The sequence below is a fragment of the Roseovarius amoyensis genome (assembly GCF_003260265.1).
GTDB classification, from domain to species: Bacteria; Pseudomonadota; Alphaproteobacteria; order Rhodobacterales; family Rhodobacteraceae; genus Roseovarius; species Roseovarius amoyensis.
Genome location: NZ_QITQ01000020.1, coordinates 17,761 through 36,157 on the forward strand (window position 1 = coordinate 17,761; position 18,397 = coordinate 36,157).

General features: G+C 63.3%; 12 protein-coding genes. 9 read left to right on the plus strand and 3 right to left on the minus strand.

Features of this window, described 5'->3' with window-relative positions:
* The 6 genes from DL899_RS14875 to DL899_RS14900 all read left to right on the plus strand — a co-directional run bounded on the left by DL899_RS14875 (window position 1) and on the right by DL899_RS14900 (window position 8,998).
* Entirely contained in the window at window positions 1–1,320 is a 1,320-nt protein-coding gene (locus DL899_RS14875; protein WP_111735155.1) for a replication-associated recombination protein A, read from the plus strand.
* A gap of 287 nt (window positions 1,321–1,607) precedes the next feature.
* Entirely contained in the window at window positions 1,608–3,218 is a 1,611-nt protein-coding gene (locus DL899_RS14880) for an ABC transporter substrate-binding protein (RefSeq protein WP_111735156.1), read from the plus strand.
* A gap of 248 nt (window positions 3,219–3,466) precedes the next feature.
* Window positions 3,467–5,074: an ABC transporter substrate-binding protein gene (locus tag DL899_RS14885; RefSeq protein WP_111735157.1), complete on the plus strand. Its 1,608-nt coding sequence runs from the start codon at window positions 3,467–3,469 to the stop codon at window positions 5,072–5,074.
* A 200-nt stretch (window positions 5,075–5,274) separates the two neighbouring features.
* Window positions 5,275–6,231, plus strand: a complete 957-nt coding sequence (locus DL899_RS14890; protein WP_111735196.1) for an ABC transporter permease — start codon at window positions 5,275–5,277, stop codon at window positions 6,229–6,231.
* A gap of 12 nt (window positions 6,232–6,243) precedes the next feature.
* Window positions 6,244–7,308, plus strand: a complete 1,065-nt coding sequence (locus tag DL899_RS14895; protein ID WP_111735158.1) for an ABC transporter permease — start codon at window positions 6,244–6,246, stop codon at window positions 7,306–7,308.
* Between the two features lies 1 nt (window position 7,309).
* Window positions 7,310–8,998 carry an ABC transporter ATP-binding protein gene (locus DL899_RS14900; protein ID WP_111735159.1) on the plus strand — a complete coding sequence of 563 codons (1,689 nt, stop codon included), beginning with the start codon at window positions 7,310–7,312 and terminating at the stop codon, window positions 8,996–8,998.
* Between the two features lie 326 nt (window positions 8,999–9,324).
* Here DL899_RS14900 and DL899_RS20105 read toward each other — a convergent pair whose 3' ends face one another.
* Together DL899_RS20105 and carB are read right to left on the minus strand one after the other, a co-directional pair.
* Window positions 9,325–9,447: a hypothetical protein gene (locus DL899_RS20105; protein WP_275426796.1), complete on the minus strand. Its 123-nt coding sequence runs from the start codon at window positions 9,445–9,447 to the stop codon at window positions 9,325–9,327.
* 198 nt (window positions 9,448–9,645) lie between these two features.
* Window positions 9,646–12,987 (minus strand): carbamoyl-phosphate synthase large subunit, encoded by a 3,342-nt coding sequence (gene carB, locus DL899_RS14910; RefSeq protein WP_111735197.1) that lies wholly within the window; start codon window positions 12,985–12,987, stop codon window positions 9,646–9,648.
* A 158-nt stretch (window positions 12,988–13,145) separates the two neighbouring features.
* Here carB and DL899_RS14915 point away from each other — a divergent pair, with 158 nt between their 5' ends.
* A complete protein-coding gene (locus tag DL899_RS14915) occupies window positions 13,146–14,270 on the plus strand; it encodes an aminodeoxychorismate synthase component I (protein WP_111735161.1) in 1,125 nt (374 codons plus the stop codon).
* Window positions 14,225–14,863: an aminotransferase class IV family protein gene (locus DL899_RS14920; RefSeq protein ID WP_111735198.1), complete on the plus strand. Its 639-nt coding sequence runs from the start codon at window positions 14,225–14,227 to the stop codon at window positions 14,861–14,863. Before DL899_RS14915 ends, DL899_RS14920 begins: the two co-directional genes overlap by 46 nt.
* Before the next feature lie 6 nt (window positions 14,864–14,869).
* Here the strand turns inward: DL899_RS14920 and DL899_RS14925 are convergent, their stop codons facing one another.
* A complete protein-coding gene (locus tag DL899_RS14925) occupies window positions 14,870–16,102 on the minus strand; it encodes an SAM-dependent methyltransferase (RefSeq protein WP_111735162.1) in 1,233 nt (410 codons plus the stop codon).
* 256 nt (window positions 16,103–16,358) lie between these two features.
* Between DL899_RS14925 and aspS the strand changes: the two genes are divergently transcribed.
* The gene (gene aspS / locus DL899_RS14930; RefSeq protein WP_111735163.1) at window positions 16,359–18,350 is read left to right on the plus strand and encodes an aspartate--tRNA ligase; all 1,992 of its coding nucleotides are present in this window, start codon (window positions 16,359–16,361) and stop codon (window positions 18,348–18,350) included.
* The last annotated feature ends 47 nt before the right edge of the window (window positions 18,351–18,397 follow it).

Consider the following 18,397-nt stretch of genomic DNA (forward strand, 5'->3'; position numbering starts at 1 on the left):
ATGGCTGATCTTTTTGACAACCAACCCGATGCGCCGCCGCCCGATGGTGCGCCGCGCCCGCTGGCCGACCGCCTGCGCCCGCGCAAGCTGTCAGAGGTGGTGGGCCAGGAAAAGGTCCTGGGACCCGACGGGCCGCTGGGGGCGATGCTGGCGGCGGGCAGCCTGGGGTCGCTGATCTTCTGGGGGCCGCCGGGGGTGGGCAAGACCACCATCGCCCGGCTGCTGGCGGACGAGACAAAGCTGAATTTCGTGCAGATCAGCGCGATTTTCACCGGCGTGGCCGACCTGAAAAAGGTGTTCGAGGCGGCCCGCCACCGCCGCGCCAACGGGCAGGGAACGCTGCTGTTCGTCGACGAAATACACCGCTTCAACAAGGCCCAGCAGGACGGGTTTTTGCCGCATATGGAGGATGGCACCATCCTGCTGGTGGGCGCCACCACCGAGAACCCAAGTTTCGAGCTGAACGCCGCGTTGCTCAGCCGGGCGCAGGTGCTGGTGCTGGAGCGCCTGTCGCTGGCCGAACTGGAACGCCTGGCCCAGCGGGCCGAGGCCGAGCTGGGCCGCGCGCTGCCGCTGGACGGGCCGGCGCGCGAGGCGCTGCTGGAAATGGCCGATGGCGACGGGCGGGCGCTGTTCAACCTGATCGAGCAGGTGGCGGCGTGGAAGATCGATGGTAAACTTGACGCGCAGGCGCTGGCGGGGCGGCTGATGCGGCGCGCGGCGCAATACGACAAATCGGGCGAGGCGCATTACAACCTCATCTCGGCGCTGCACAAGTCGGTGCGCGGATCTGACCCCGACGCGGCGCTATACTGGCTGGCGCGGATGCTGGAGGGGGGCGAGGACCCGCGCTATCTGGCCCGCCGCCTGACCCGCATGGCGATCGAGGATATCGGGCTTGCCGACACCAACGCGCAGGCCATCTGCCTGCAGGCCTGGGAGGTGTACGAACGTCTCGGCAGCCCCGAGGGCGAGCTGGCGCTGGCGCAGGCGGTGATCTTTCTGGCGCTGGCGCCGAAATCGAATGCGGGCTACGCCGCCTACAAGTCCGCCCGGCGCGAGGCCAAGTCGACCGGCAGCCTGACCCCGCCTGCCCACATCCTGAACGCGCCTACCAAGCTGATGAAGGAGCAGGGCTATGGCGCGGGCTACCAGTACGACCATGATGCAGATGACGGGTTTTCCGGCCAGGACTATTTCCCCGAAGGGATGAAACGGCCGGTGCTTTATCAACCTGTCGAACGCGGATTCGAGCGCGAATTGAAGAAGCGTCTCGACTTCTTTACGAATCTGCGAATGCGGCGCAGCACTAGGCGCTGAGTGCGCGATTTGCGGTGAACAACGTCGTTTTTTGAACAGTTCCAACCCCGTGGAGCCTGTTGTCGGGGTCTGTGCTGGGGTGAGGAGACCCTCATATCCCCCCGCCGGGACACAGAATTTCGCAGTGCGCGCCAGATCGGGGGTGGAAGCTGTGTCTATTTCGTGTTTTGATCAGGACATGTCGTTTCCAGGCCACTCGCGCGATCCCAACAGGGACAAGCATAGGCGGGTACCGCCGAACAATGATGCGGTATATCCGACATAATTCACGAAAGCGGGGAGATATCATGAACAAGTTCACCGACCAGGCTCTGGTAGACAGGCTGGCTGAGGCTGCCCGCGAAGGCAGGATTTCACGACGGTCCTTCATGCACTATTCGCTGGCGGCGGGGATGACTGCAGCGGCGGCGACGGGTCTTTGGACCACCAGCGCCCGGGCCGAGCCCAAGCGCGGCGGCACCTTCCGCATTGCCCAGCATGACGGCAACACCGTTGACTCGCTCGATCCCGCAACGTTTCAGTCGAACGCGCAGATCCTGCTGGCCCACACCCACCGCGCGTTCCTGACGCTGATCAATCCCGACCAGACGCTAGGCCCGGATGTTGCGACCGAATGGTCGGCGACGCCGGATGCGTCGGAATGGACCTTCAAGCTGAACGACAAGGCGACCTTCCACAGCGGGCGCAAGGTGACAGCCAACGATGTCGTCGCCTCGCTCAACTATCACCGTGGCGAGGACACCACCTCGGCCGCGGCGGCGCTGTTGGCCGATGTCGTCGATGTCACCGCCAACGATGACTCCTCGGTCACGGTCAAGCTGGCCTCGGGCAACGCCGATCTCCCCTGGCTGATGACCGACTATCACCTGGTGATCTGCCCGGCCAAGGATGATGGCGGCATCGACTGGGAATCAGGCGATGGCTGCGGCCCCTACAAGCTGACCGATTTCCAGCCTGGCGTGAATGCGTCGCTGGTGCGGCACGAAGACTGGCACCTTGAAGGTGCCTATTTCGATGCGGTCGAGGTCACCTTCATCAACGATCCCAACGCCCGCCAGACGTCGCTGGTAACGGGCGACGTTGACGCCACCAGCCTGCTGGAAGCCAAGACGATGGCGCTGCTGCAGCGTAGTGGCGATGTCGTGATCGAGAACGTGCCCTCGGCACAGGCGATCACCATGCCAATGTTCTGCGATGTTGCTCCGTTCGACAATGTCGACGTGCGCAACGCGCTGAAGCTGTCGATCGACCGTGCCGACCTGATCGAAAAGATCACTTTTGGCGCGGCCACAATGGCCAACGATTTCCACCACTCGCCGGCCATGCCCTATTGGCCCGACGATATTCCGCAGCGCGAATACGATCCCGATCAGGCCAAGTCGCTGCTGAAAAAGGCCGGTATGGAAGGGCTTTCGGTAACGCTCAGCACTGCGGATTCGATCGCCACGGGTGCGGTTGACGTTGCCGTGCTCTATTCCGAACACGCCAAGGCCGCGGGCATCGACATCCAGGTCAAGCGCGAGCCGAACGATGGCTACTGGTCGGATGTGTGGCTGAAAAAACCTTGGTGCATGGTCGCATGGGGCGCGCGCCCGACGCCGGACGTGATGTATTCGCTGGCCTACAAGGCCGGCGCGGCATGGAACGAGTCGCACTGGGAGAACGACCGCTTCAACGAACTTCTGGTTGCGGCCAAATCCGAGCTGGACGACAGCGTGCGCGCCGAGATGTACCGCGATATGGCAATGCTGGCGCGCGATGACGGCGGAACCATCCTGCCGTACTTCCCGAACTTCCTTTACGGGCGGCGCAGCAACGTCAAGACGTCTGGCAAGGTTGCCGCAAGCTGGCAGCTGGACGGCTACCGTGCGGCCAGCCGCTGGTGGTTTGAAGATTGATCCGGGGATAGCCGGTTCGTGCGTGTGCCCCGCGGCCAGATTCGCGGGGCGCATCCGCCATCGGTCGAACGAAATACCCATCGTTGGGTGAAGACAACTGAAAGAGGGACGAAAGGAAACGGGCAGACGGCCGCCACGCGACGAGGGTGTAACATTACCCCTTTGACAATGTCCGCACGGACGGATCGCAGGACAGCCGCATTCCGGCGAAGACCGGATAACCGAACCAACACAGCCAGGGAGGCATCATGAAAATGACTACGAATACGATCCTGATGAAACGACTGGCCGAGGCAGCACGCCACGGCAAGGTGTCACGCCGCTCGTTCATGAGCACGGCCATTGCGGCGGGGATGACGGCATCGGCCGCGACCGGACTCTGGACCGGATCGGCCCGCGCCGAACCCAAGCGTGGCGGTACCTTCAAAGTCGGCATGCATGACGGCAACTCTTCGGATACGCACGACCCCGGGCAGTATGTCTCGCGCCAGCAGATCTATCTGGCGCACCAGTATCGCAGCTACCTGACGATGATCGAATCCGACGGCACGCTCGGACCTGACCTTGCGACCGAATGGTCGGCCAACGACACGGCGTCGGTCTGGACCTTCTCGCTCAATCCGAACGCGTCGTTCCATTCGGGCCGGCCGGTCATGGCCAAGGATGTCGTGGCCTCGCTCAACCATCACCGCGGCGAAACCACCTCGGCGGCCAAGGCGCTGTTGACGACGGTGACCGACGTGCAGGCCGATGGCGATCACACGGTCGTGGTGACGCTGGAAAACGGCATCGCCGATCTGCCCTGGTTGATGACCGACTATCACATGGCGATCTGCCCGGCCAACGACGACGGCAGCATCGACTGGGAGTCGGGCGATGGTTCGGGCCCCTACAAGATCGACGATGGCGAATGGGGCGTCGGCTGGAAGCTGAGCCGCCATGACGGCTGGCACGGGACGGGCGCCTATTTCGACAAGGTCGAGATGCTGGTTCTGAACGACCCGAACGCTCGCCAGACGGCGTTGGTGACGGGCGAAGTGGATGCGGTCTCGCTCATCGACCTCAAGACCTCGGCGCTGTTGCAGCGCGATCCCAACATCGTGGTGGAAAACGTGCCCTCGGCGGCGGCGATCACCATGCCGATGTTCTGCGACACCGCGCCCTATGACAATGTCGACGTGCGCAACGCGCTCAAGCTGGCGATGAACCGTGACGAGATCATCGAAAAGATCGCCTTTGGCGCAGCCACCAAGGGCAACGACTTCCACCATTCGCCGGCCATGCCGTACTGGCCCGACGATATTCCGCAGCGCGATTACGACCCGGACCAGGCCAAGTCGCTGCTGAAAAAGGCGGGCGCCGAGGGGCTGTCTGTCAGCATCTCGACCGCCGATAGCCTGTTTTCGGGCGCGGTAGACATGTGCGTGCTTTATGCCGAACATGCCAAGGCAGCCGGGATAGACGTCAAGGTCGTGCGCGAGCCGAACGATGGCTACTATTCCGAAGTCTGGCTGAAAAAGTCGTTCTGCGCCGTTTCATGGGGGGCACGCCCGACACCGGACGTGATGTATTCCCTGGCCTACAAATCGGATGCGGCCTGGAACGAGAGCCACTGGCAGAACGAGCGGTTCAATGAACTGCTGGTCAAGGCCAAGGCAGAGCTGAACAACGAACTGCGCGCCGAGATGTACCGCGAGATGGCGATGCTTTCGCGCGACGATGGTGGCACCATCATCCCGATGTTCAACAACTTCGTCTATGCACGGCGCAAGAACGTGATGCGGGGCGAACACCTGGCCGCCAGTTGGGAAATCGACGGCGCCCGCGCCCCGAGCCGCTGGTGGTTCGACGGTTGAACGCAGGAAAAACCCCGGCGCCCACGCGCCGGGGTATCGCGTCCGGCCCGGCGGCAGGACCGCCGGACCGGGCCAACAGCACAGGCAGGGACCATGCGTGATTTTCGTGGTCTCGGCTGAAGCAATAACAATTGTTTGGCCGCACGGTAGGCGGGATCGACCCGGTCGGGGCGCGGTGGTCACAACAGCAGGAGGGACGGATGGGAGACATCCTTGGGCTGGTTGGAAAACGGCTCGGATTGGGGCTGATCATTCTGCTGGTCATCTCGATCATCATCTTTTTCATGGTAGAGCTGCTGCCGGGCGATATCGCCCAGGCGGTTCTGGGCCAGGGCGCGACCGAGGAAAACCTGCGTGCCCTGCGAGAGGAAATGGGACTCAATCAGCCCGCCATCGTGCGCTATCTCGACTGGTTGCGCGGCGCTGTGATGTTCGATTTCGGCAACTCGATCGTCACCGGCGAATCGGTGGCCAACACCATCAGCGAACGATTCATAAACACGCTCTTCCTGGCGGCCTACGCGGCGATGATCGCGGTGCCGGTCTCGATTGTTCTCGGCGTTCTCGTCGCGCTGCTGCGCAACTCGATCTTCGATCGGGTGGCCAACGTGGTTTCGCTGTCGTTCATCTCGTCGCCCGAGTTCTTTCTCGGGTACATCCTGATCCTTTATTTCGCAGTCAAGTGGAGCATGTTCCCTGCGATCGCAAGCCTGAGCAACGACATGAGCTTTCTTGAGCTGCTGCAGCGCGCCTTCCTTCCGGCGCTGACGCTGGTGCTGGTGGTGATGGCGCACATGATGCGGATGACGCGAGCGGCGATCATCAACCTGCTGGCCTCGCCCTATATCGAGATGGCCCGCCTCAAGGGCACACCTCCGTGGAAGGTGATCGTAAGGCACGCCCTGCCCAATGCCTGGGCGCCAATCATCAACGTGGTGGCGCTGAACCTGGCCTACCTCATCACCGGCGTGGTGCTGGTCGAGGTAGTGTTCGTCTACCCGGGTATCGGACAGGCACTGGTCGATGCGGTCTCGAAACGCGACTTCCCCGTGGTGCAGGCCTGTTGTCTGATCTTCGCGGCAACGTTCATCCTGCTCAACCTGGCTGCGGATGTGGGGGCTATCCTCACCAATCCGCGCCTGCGGCACCCCAAATAAGGAGGCGACTGAATGACCTGGTTTGTTATCGGTTATTATACCGTTCTTCTCGCCGCCTCCTGTCTTGCGGCCTATTTCAACAAGCGCTCGCTCTTTTTGCTGCTCTTTTCGCTGACACTGGTTTCCTTCGTGTTGGGCATCGTCGGCGGCACTGGCGCGCTGAAGTTCGTGGCAATAAGCGCGGGCGTTCTGGCGCTTGCAGGCATGGTTGCCTACGGGTTCCGCGAGTTCCTGATCGTGCTTGCCTCGGACGATCTGGCCAAGGAGCTTCGCACTGCGCCGATGACTGCGGCCTTCGGCATGTTCGTGATCTTCACCTACGCGGTGATGGGGATATTCGCGCCCCTGATCGCGCCGCATGGCGAGGCAGAGATCATTGCCTCGGCCTTTGCGCCGGCGGATGAGAACATGCTGCTGGGCGCCGATCAGCTGGGCCGCGACATGTTCAGCCGCATCGTCTATGGCACCCGCAACTCTGTCGGGCTGGCACTGACGGCGACGCTCATGGCCTTTATCCTCGGTGCGCTGGCAGGGCTTCTGGCGGCCACCAAGGGCGGCTGGTTCGACCAGTTCATGGGGCGGCTGGCGGACGTGATCATGTCGATCCCGTCGCTGATCTTTGCGTTGCTGATGCTGTCGATCTTTGGTCCGCATGTGCATGTCATCATCATCGCCGTGGCAATCATCTATGCGCCGCGCGTCTTCCGCCTGACACGGGCGGTGGCGGGCAACATCGTGGTGATGGATTACATCGAGGCCGCCAAGCTGCGGGGCGAAGGCACCTGGTACCTGATCCGCAAGGAGATCCTGCCAAACTCGATGGCGCCGCTGATCGCCGAGTTCGGGCTGGAATTCTGCTTTGTGTTCCTGCTGGTCGCGGGCCTGTCGTTCCTTGGCCTTGGCATCCAGCCGCCCACCGCCGACTGGGGGTCGATGGTGCGTGAAAACGCAACCCTGATCTCGTTCGGTGATATCACTCCGCTCATACCCGCCGCCGCTATTGCGCTGTTGACCGTCGCGGTCAACTTCGTGGTGGACTGGATGCTGTGGCGGTCTGCAGGCCTGAAGGAGACTTGAGATGGGAAAGACATTCAAAAAATCTGATGTACTCCTGAAAATCCGGAACCTGAAGATCCAAGGCTATTCCGACGAGACATGGATCGACATCATCAAGGGTGTCGATCTGACCCTGCACCGGGGCGAGGTGATGGGACTGATCGGCGAATCGGGTGCCGGCAAATCGACCATCGGCGCCGCCGCGATGGGGTATGCCCGCGACGGCACCCGCATTTCCGAGGGCTCGATCGAGTTCGACGGAATGGAGCTGACCACCGCCAGTGAAAGCGAGAGGCGCGCACTGCGGGGCTCGCGGATCGCCTATGTTGCCCAATCGGCGGCGGCGTCGTTCAACCCGGCGCACAAGCTGATCGACCAGCACACAGAGGCGCCGGTGCAGTACCGCATCAAGAAGCGGCTGGAGGCGCAGGAAGACGCTATCGAACTCTATCGCCGTTTGCGCCTGCCCAACCCCGAGGAGATCGGCTTTCGCTATCCGCACCAGGTCTCGGGCGGGCAGCTGCAGCGGGCGATGACGGCGATGGCAATGTCGTGCCGTCCGGACCTGATCATATTCGACGAGCCCACGACCGCGCTGGACGTGACCACCCAGATCGAAGTTCTGGCCGCGATCCGCGACATCGTCGATCAGTTCAACACCGCCGCGATTTACATTACCCACGACCTGGCGGTGGTGGCGCAGATGGCCGATACCATCAAGGTGCTGCTCAAGGGCGAAGAGGTCGAAGAGGCCCCCACCGCCGAGATGCTGGACAACCCGCAGGAGGACTATACCAAGTCGCTGTGGGCCGTGCGCAGTTTCAAGAGCCCGCAAAAGCGCCGCCCCAAGGATGGTGTGCCGCTGATCTCGGTGCAGAACGTGGATGCCTCGTATACCGGTGGCGCCAAGGTGCTCGACGATGTGTCGTTCGACATCTACGAGGGCATGACCGTGGCGGTGGTGGGCGAATCGGGGTCGGGAAAATCGACCACGGCGCGGGTCATCACCGGGCTGCTGCCGCCGTCAAAGGGGCAGGTGCTGTTCAAGGGCGAACCGTTTCCGCCCAGCTACAAGGACCGCACCCGCGACCAGCTGCGCCAGTGCCAGATGATCTATCAGATGGCCGATACCGCGCTCAATCCCAAGGTCCGCATTTCTGAAATCATCGGCCGGCCGGCGCGGTTTTATAGCGGTTTGCGGGGGGCGGCGCTGAAGAACCGCGTCGACGAACTGCTGGATCTGATCGAGCTGGAGCCGTCGCAATACTACAACCGCTACCCGCCAGAGCTGTCCGGCGGCCAGAAACAGCGCATCGGCATCGCCCGTGCGCTGGCGGCCGAACCGACATTCATCATCTGCGATGAGGTGACGTCGGCGCTGGATCAGCTGGTTGCCGAGGGGATTTTGCGGCTGCTGGACCGGCTGCAGAATGAGCTGAACCTGGCCTATATGTTCATCACACACGACTTGGCGACGGTGCGTTCAATCGCCGACGAGGTGGTGGTGATGCAGCACGGCAAGGTGGTCGAGCAGGGACCCAAGGACGAGATGTTCACCCCGCCGCACCATCCCTACACCGATCTTCTGCTCAGCTCGGTCCCCGAGATGGACCCCAACTGGCTGACCCAGTTGTTGGAAGAGCGTGGTATCGACAATGTCGGCGATGCCGCCGCAGCCCGGATCGACCCCAACGACGAAAAGGTGGTCTGACCCGATACGCCGCATGATTACGGGGCGGGGACGCATTGCGTTCCCGCCCCGAGGTGTTGGGCGTGCCTCGCTTTACAGAATGGCTATTGCCGACAATACCATCGTTGCGACGATCAAGGCATAGATGATCGCGGCCGCCTGCCATGTCCCGCCGCGGACGTACCGCTCGCGAATCCATTGATCTCGGTTCATGGTTTCGTGCCTCGCAGAAAGGGCGCCGCGCGCCTTTGGGTCAAACTGCAAACGCCGCACGGGTTCTGACCGTCCGGCGTGTTCCAATCTGATAAAGAGCGTGGAAAGGGCGTGCCTTGCATGCCCGGCCTTCGTCAGGCGGTGATCGCCATGGCCGACAGCAGCAGCGTGCCGATGATCACCGAATACATGAATGCCACAGCCTGCCAGCTGGCACTGTGCATACGCAGTTCGCGGTTCAGTTCGTCGCGTGTCATATTCGGCCTCCATCCACTGAAGGTTGCGGTGTGGGCATTGCCCTGTGTCTTGAGCCGCATATAGGTGGGCAGGGCAATCAGGCAAGAGAAATCGTGCGCGAAATTCATGTGCTGTGCGCATAGCGGGAAAGACCGCAAAGCATGTCTGCACGCAATCCGGTAAATTCGAAAGCATTTCAATGCGTTGGCCCGGGGCCGTCAGGCAGTGCCCGCAGTGGCCGCCCCGGGGCCCTGTAGCGCCATTACCACAAGATCGCCTTCCTGGCGGGCCTGCATGGCGCGCGCGGCGGCATGTGCGCCGGCCGCCGTGGTGAAATAGGGAATCTTTCCATAAAGCGCAACCGAACGGATTTCGCGGCTGTCCTCGACCGCCTGCGCGCCTTCGGTAGTGTTCATCACCAGCGCGATCTGCCCGTCCTTGAGCATGTCCACGATGTCGGGCCGGCCCTCGTAGACCTTGTTCACGACCTCGCAGGCGATCTCGTTCCCTTCCAAAAAGGCCGCCGTGCCGCGGGTGGCAACGATGGTAAAGCCCAGGTCGACCAGGATGCGCGCGGTTTCGGCCAGTTGCGCGGTCTTGTCGGCGTCCTTGATTGAAAAGAACACCTTGCCGCCGTCCGGCAGGTTGGTGCCCGCGCCCATCTGCGCCTTGAGAAAGGCGCGAGGGAACGAAACATCCCAGCCCATCACCTCGCCGGTCGAGCGCATCTCGGGGCCGAGGATGGTATCGACGCCGGGGAAACGGGCAAAGGGCATCACCGCCTCCTTGACCGAGAACCAGGGCATTGCCGGGTCGGCCAGCGTCATCTGGTCGGCCATCGGCAGGGTGCCGGGCCTGGTGTCGGCCGGGTAGGCGCCGCGATGGGGAAAGGCGTCGAGCGTCTCGCCCGCCATCAGCCGCGCGGCAATCGCGGCGATGGCGCTGTCGGTGGCCTTGGCGACAAAGGGCACCGTACGGCTGGCGCGCGGGTTCACCTCGATCAGGTAGATATCGCCGTCCTTGACCGCGAACTGCACGTTCATCAGCCCGCGCACCCCAAGCGCCAGCGCCAGCGCCTTTGTCTGGCGCTCGATCTCGGCGATGGTATCAGAGTCCAGCGAATAGGGCGGCAACGAACAGGCGCTGTCGCCCGAATGCACGCCGGCTTCTTCGATATGCTGCATGATGCCGGCCACATGGACCGATTTGCCGTCGCAAAGCGCATCCACGTCGCATTCGATGGCGCCTGAAAGATAGCTGTCGAGCAAAACCGGGCTCTTGCCCGAGACCACCACTGCCTCATTGATGTAGCGTTCCAGATGCGCCATGTCGCGCACGATCTCCATCGCGCGCCCACCCAGAACGTAAGAGGGGCGAATCACCAGCGGAAAACCGATTTCGTCAGCGATAGCCAGCGCCTGGGCGTCGGAACTGGCGATGCCGTTCCTGGGCTGCTTCAGCCCCAGCCGGTTGACCAGTTCCTGGAACCGTTCACGATCTTCGGCCAAGTCGATGGCGTCGGGCGAGGTGCCCAGGATCGGGATGCCCGCGCTTTGCAGCGCATCGGCCAGTTTCAACGGCGTCTGCCCGCCGAACTGGACGATCACCCCATGCAGGGTGCCGTTTTCCTGTTCGGTGGTCAGGATTTCCATGACGTGTTCAAAGGTGAGCGGCTCGAAATACAGCCGATCCGAGGTGTCATAGTCGGTCGAGACGGTCTCGGGGTTGCAGTTGATCATGATCGTCTCATAGCCCGTGTCCGACAGCGCGAAACAGGCATGACAACAGCAATAATCGAACTCGATCCCCTGGCCGATCCGGTTGGGGCCACCGCCCAGGATCACCACCTTCTTGCGGTCGCTCGGGCGGGCCTCGCATTCTACCTCGCCCATCATCGGGGCCTCGTAGGTTGAATACATATAGGGCGTCTGGGCCTCGAATTCGGCCGCGCATGTGTCGATGCGCTTGAACACCGCCTGCACGCCCGCGTTCAGGCGTGCCTCGCGCACCTCGGTTTCCTCCAGCCCGCACAGCGTGGCCAGCCGCGCATCGGTAAAGCCCAGCATCTTGAGCCGCCGCATCCCGTCGGCATCCTCGGGCAGGCCGGTGGCGCGCACCTTTTCCTCTGCCTCGACGATCTCGCGGATGCGGGCCAGGAACCACGGGTCGAACCGCGTCGCCCGGTTGATCGCGTCATCCGACAGCCCGTGGCGCATCGCCTGGGCGATCACCCGCAACCGGTCCGGCGTCTGCCGGCTGAGCGCCTTGATGATCGCGGCCTCGTCGGGGGCGCCGTCCGAACCGGTGTCGGTCACGCCCTCGATGGCGATTTCGTCGAAACCGCTCAGCCCGGTCTCCAGACTGGCCAGCGCCTTTTGCATCGATTCGTGAACGGTGCGGCCGATTGCCATCGCCTCGCCCACCGACTTCATCGCGGTGGTAAGCTCGGGCTTGGAGCCGGGGAACTTTTCAAACGCAAAGCGCGGGATCTTGGTCACGACATAGTCGATGGTGGGCTCGAAACTGGCCGGCGTGACGCGGGTGATGTCGTTGTCGAGCTCATCAAGCGTATAGCCCACCGCCAGCTTGGCCGCGATCTTGGCGATGGGAAAGCCGGTGGCCTTGGACGCCAGCGCCGAGGACCGCGACACGCGCGGGTTCATCTCGATCACCACCATGCGCCCGTCATCGGGGTTGACCGCCCACTGTACGTTCGAGCCGCCGGTTTCCACGCCGATTTCGCGCAACACCGCGATGCTGCCCGAGCGCATCATCTGGTATTCCTTGTCGGTCAGCGTCAGCGCCGGGGCGACGGTGATGGAATCGCCGGTATGCACACCCATCGGGTCGACGTTTTCGATCGAGCAGACGATGATGGCGTTGTCGGCGCGGTCGCGCACGACCTCCATCTCGAATTCCTTCCAGCCCAGCAGGCTTTCGTCGACCAGGATCTGGCTGACGGGCGAGGCATCCAGCCCCGTGCGGCAGAAATGTTCGTAATCGTCGCGGTTGTAGGCTACGCCGCCGCCGGTACCCCCCAGCGTATAGGCCGGGCGGATGATCGCCGGCAGGCCGATATCGTCAAGCGCGGCCATTGCCTCTTCCAGCGAGTTGGCGATGGTGGCGCGCGGGTTTTCCAGCCCGATGCGGTCCATCGCCTCGCGGAACAGCTTGCGGTCCTCGGCCATCTCGATGGCCTGGCGGTTGGCGCCGATCAGTTCGACGCCGAACTTGTCCAGAACCCCCATGTCCGCGACGGCCAGCGCGGTGTTCAGCCCGGTCTGTCCGCCCATCGTGGGCAACAGGGCATCGGGGCGTTCCTTTTCGATGATGCGGGCCACCACTTCGGGCGTGATCGGCTCGATATAGGTGGCGTCGGCCAGCCCGGGGTCGGTCATGATGGTGGCCGGGTTGGAGTTGACCAGAATCACCCGGTACCCTTCTTCCCGCAGCGCCTTGCACGCCTGCGCGCCGGAATAATCGAATTCACAGGCCTGTCCGATGATGATCGGTCCTGCGCCGATGATCATGATCGATGAGATGTCTGTTCTCTTCGGCACAAGCATTCCCCGGTCAGCGCAAATTGGTGGCGGTTATATCTATCACGCGGGCCTGTGCAAGGGGGATCGCAAAGCACCGCGATGGCGACGTTTTTGGGGCTGCACCGCGCGGCCGGAGCGATTAGGCACCGGCAAGACGGCAATTGGGACAGAACGCTGTGCAGATTCGTTTCGATCATGGTCCGGGCGGCGCGGCCTGCCGGTTCGACCGGCCGGAATGGCTGATCGTCGCTCAAACGCCAAGCGAGGTTCCTGCCGCGCTCGACGCGCTTGACGCGGCGCGGGCTGGGGGGCGGTGGCTGGCGGGTTTCGCCAGTTACGAGCTTGGCTATGCGCTGGAGCCGCGCCTGACCCCCTTGATGCCGCCTGACCGCCGTCTGCCGCTGCTCTGTTTCGGCGTCTATGCCGACCCGGGGGACGCGCCGCCCCTGCCATCGGCCCCGGCCGCGCTGCATGATTTTTGCCCGCGCTGGTCAGAGGCCGATCATGCCCGCGCCTTTGAACGGGTGCATCGCTATATCGGTGCGGGCGACATCTATCAGGCCAACCTGACCTTTCCAGCGGATATGGTGGCAGAGGGGGGCGCAGAGGCGCTCTATGCTGCGCTTGCCGCCGTTCAGCCGGTCAGCCATGGCGCGCTGGTACAGGGGCTGGAGGGCCCCGATATCCTGTCGCGTTCGCCCGAGCTGTTTTTTCGCACCGATGCGGATGGCGGCATCGAGACCCGGCCGATGAAGGGCACCCAGCCGCGCGCCGACGACGCGGCAGAGGATGCCCGCCGCCGGGCGTTCCTGGAGGGGGATGAAAAGAACCGGGCCGAAAACCTGATGATCGTCGATCTTTTGCGCAACGACATCAGCCGCATCTGCATTCCCGGCAGCGTCAAGGTGCCAGAACTTTTCAGCATCGAAAGCTATGCCACCGTGCATCAGATGACCTCTTGCATCGTCGGGCGGATGCGCGAAGGCGTGGGGCTGGGGGACATCTTTCGCGCGCTTTTTCCCTGCGGCTCGATCACGGGCGCGCCCAAGGTGCGCGCGATGGAGATCCTGGCAGGGTTGGAGCCCGCCCCGCGCGAGGTGTATTGCGGCACCATCGGCTGGGCCGCGCCGGACGGGCGGGCGGAATTCAGCGTTGCGATCCGGACGCTGATGGTCGAGGCCGGTCGTGCCGTGCTGAATGTCGGCGGCGGCGTTGTCCATGACAGCACCGCCGCCTCGGAATATGAGGAGGCGCTATGGAAGGCCCGCTTTGCCCGCCGGCTGACCCCGGTTTCCGCCTGATCGAAACCTGTCGCTGGACCCCCGAGGGGGGCGTTCACCTACGCGACCGTCACCTTGCGCGGCTGAACGCCTCTGCCGCGCGGTTGGGGATCGTGCCGCAGGGGGTGGTGCCGGCGCTTGACGCGGTGACGGGGCAGGGGCCGCAGCGATTGCGGCTCACGGTCGATGCGCGCGGCCGGGTCGAGGTGACAGCGCAGCCCTTTGCGCCGCTGCCCCCGGGCACGGTCTGGCGGCTAGCCCTGGCCGGCGAGCGGGTGCGCGCCACCGACCCCTGGCGCCAGGTCAAGACGACCGAGCGGGCGATCTATGATCGCGCCCGCGCCGATATGCCCGAAGGGATCGACGAGATGGTGTTTGTCAACGAATACGGCGAGTTGTCCGAAGGTACGATCACCAATCTGTTCATCGACATAGGGCAGGGACTGCTGACGCCGACGCTTTCGTGCGGGGTGTTGCCGGGCGTCCTGCGGGCCGAAATGCTGGCCCGCGGACAGGCACGAGAGGCCCTGCTGACACTTGCCGACCTGCGCGCCGCGCGGGCGATCCATGTCGGCAACGCGCTGCGCGGCCTTATCCCGGCGCGATTCTGCTGACCGCGATCATTCCGCCGCTTGCTGCAGTGTCTCGCTCTTGTCCGGGCGATAGAGATAGTCGCGCGTAAGCGGCACCGCGTCCTGCTTTTTGGACAGTTGCAGCTGGAATACCACCTGGCGGTTGTAGCGAAAGGTCAGTTCGCAGGCGACCAGATAGTACCGCCACATCCGGCAGAACCGTTCGTCATAAAGCGCATGCGCCTTGTCGATGTTGGCCATGAACCTGTCGTGCCAGTGGCGCAGGGTCTCGGCATAATGCAAACGCCAGACCTCGATATCGGTGGCGAACAGGTCTTGTCTCTCGATTGGCTCCATCGTTTCCGACAGCGCCGGCACATACCCGCCCGGAAAGATGTACTTGGTGATCCAGGGGCTGGTCGTGCCCGGCGGATCGGACCGGCCGATCGTGTGAATGAGCGCGATACCGTCGTCGTTCAGCAGCCGGTGAACGGTACGGAAATACTCGTCGTAATGCGGCACGCCCACATGTTCGAACATGCCGACCGACACGATCCGGTCAAAGCTGCCGGTGACCTGCCGGTAGTCCATCAGCTCGAACCGGCAGCGGTCGGAAAGTCCGGCCTCCCTGGCGCGCTTTTGCGCCAGGGTGTGCTGTTCGCTGGACAGGGTCACGCCCAGAACGTCGGCGCCATAGTCGCGCGCCAGCGTCAGCGCCATGCCGCCCCAGCCGCAACCGATGTCCAGCACGCGCATCCCGGGCTTCAGCAGCAGCTTGCCGGCGATATGGGCCTTTTTGGCCGCCTGCGCATCCTCGAGCGACATGTCCGGGTTGCGGAAATAGGCGCAGGAATACTGCCGGTCGCTGTCGAGAAAGAGATCGTACAGCTCGCCCGACAGGTCGTAGTGATGCGCCACGTTGGCCCGTGCCCGCGGCGCAGGGTTGAACTGTCTCAACTGGCGCAGTGCATAGCGGCCCCATTCCAGCGGCCGGCGGAACCACGGGTTGCCCTGTGCCGCGATGTTGCGGATGGCGAGGGTGAGAAAGCCGTAAAGATCGTTGTTCTCGATCATGAGCCGGCCATCCATATAGGCCTCGCCCACGGCCATGTCGGGCGACAGTATGATCTTGCGCGGCAAGTCCGGGTCGTGCAGCGTCACCGAAACGGATGTGCCGCTGCCGTCGCCATAGCGCCGCCTCGTGCCGTCGGGAAACGTCAGGTTCAATTCACCGTCACGAAAGAGGTGGGTCAGGAACCTATCAAACGCTTTTTGCCACATGTCTTACCCCATCTGTTCGCGCCGCTCCCAAGGGCGCCACTGTCTGATGATGCAAAACCTGCCTAATGGTTTTCTCTGCTCGCTGCGGGGCATTCTTGCCGAAAAACCTTTGTCTGTAAACGATTTTACATCCTCAGGCCGGCAGCAGCGGCCAGCCGCCTCTTGACTTTGCGGTCTGCCGCATGTGTATCGGCGCGGGACGGGGCCTTTTGCCCGGAAATCCGCGCCGCCGAGCCCGCGCCAGACGAGGACAGACATGCACGCATATCGCAGCCACACCTGCGCCGAGCTGACGAAATCCAATGTCGGCGACACCGTCCGCCTGTCGGGCTGGGTACATCGTATCCGCGACCATGGCGGGGTGCTTTTCATCGACCTGCGCGACCATTACGGCGTCACCCAGGTCCTGTGCGATTCCGACAGCCCGGTCTTTGACAAGGTCGAGGCGCTGCGCAGCGAATGGTGCGTGCGCATCGACGGCGACGTCAAGGCGCGCGACGACAGCCTGATCAACCCCAAGCTGCCCACCGGCGAGATCGAGGTTTATATCCGCGATATGGAGGTGCTGGGCGCCGCCGCCGAACTGCCCCTGCAGGTGTTCGGCGATCAGGAATACCCCGAGGAAACGCGCCTGCGCTATCGTTACCTCGACCTGCGCCGCGAGGCGATGCAGCGCAACATGACACTGCGTTCGGACGTGGTGGCCAGCATCCGCCGGCGGATGTGGGACAAGGGATTCCGCGAATTCCAGACCCCGATCATCACCGCCTCCAGCCCCGAGGGCGCGCGCGACTTTCTGGTGCCGTCGCGGCTGCATCCGGGCAAGTTCTATGCCCTGCCGCAGGCGCCGCAGCAGTTCAAGCAGCTGATCATGGTGTCGGGCTTTGACCGCTATTTCCAGGTCGCGCCGTGTTTTCGCGACGAAGACCCTCGCGCCGACCGCAGCCCCACCGATTTCTACCAGCTCGACATGGAAATGAGCTTTGTCGAACAGCAGGACGTGTTCGACACCATCCAGCCGGTGATCGAAGGCGTGTTCGAGGAATTCGGCGATGGTGCAAAGGTCGACAAGCACTGGCCGCAGATTTCCTATGCCGACGCGGCGCTGTGGTACGGCACCGACAAGCCCGACCTGCGCAACCCGATCAAGATGCAGGACGTCAGCGAACATTTCCGCGGCTCGGGCTTTGCCATCTTTGCCAAGCTGCTGGAACAGGACGGCACCCAGATCCGCGCCATCCCCGCGCCCGGCGGCGGCAGCCGCAAGTTCTGCGACCGGATGAACGCATTCGCCCAGAAAGAGGGCCTGCCGGGGATGGGCTATATCTTCTGGCGCGAGAGACAGGAACCAAACTCCACTGCGGACGCTTTGAAGAGCTGGATTGGTGATCGCAACGTTGATGAGGCAATTCTAGCCGAAATTCGCAATACAATCGCTGATGAGCCGAAACACCAAGGAACACTTCAACCTATTGAAAGAATTGCTGAATTGGTTGACAGCGGTGACCCGCTAGATCTGAAGATAGCTGCCGATATACAGCGGCTACACTTCCCGGGTCGTGGCGAACTTGAAGCCGCCGGCCCGCTGGCCAAGAACATCGGCCCCGAACGGACAGAGGCGATCCGCCAGCAACTGGGCCTTGGCAAGGGTGACGCGGCGTTCTTTCTCGGCGGCAAGCCATCGGCGTTCGAGCGCGTGGCGGCCAAGGCGCGCGACGTTATCGGAACGGAGCTGGACCTGACCGAAAAGAACCGCTTTGCCTTTTGCTGGATCGTCGATTTCCCGATGTACGAGCGGGACGAGGAAACCGGCGCCATAGATTTCAGCCACAACCCGTTTTCGATGCCGCAAGGCGGGCTGGAGGCGCTGGAGGGCGACCCGCTACAGGTGCTGGGCTACCAGTACGACCTGTCGTGCAACGGCTACGAGCTGGTCTCGGGCGCGATCCGGAACCACCGCCCCGAGATCATGTTCCGCGCGTTCGAGCTGGCCGGCTATGACGAGGCCGAGGTCCGCCGCCGCTTTGGCGGGATGGTCAACGCGTTCCAGTTCGGCGCCCCCCCCCACGGCGGCTGCGCGGCCGGCATCGACCGCATCGTCATGCTGCTGGCGGGGACCTCGAACATCCGCGAGGTGATCATGTTCCCCATGAACCAGCGAGCCGAAGACCTGATGATGAACGCCCCGAGCGAGCCGACCAGCGACCAGCTGATGGAACTGGGGCTGAGGGTGATCCCGCAGGAGTGATGTCAGCGGGGTTGTCGATGCAGGACTCCCACTTCGCTGGCCTGCGT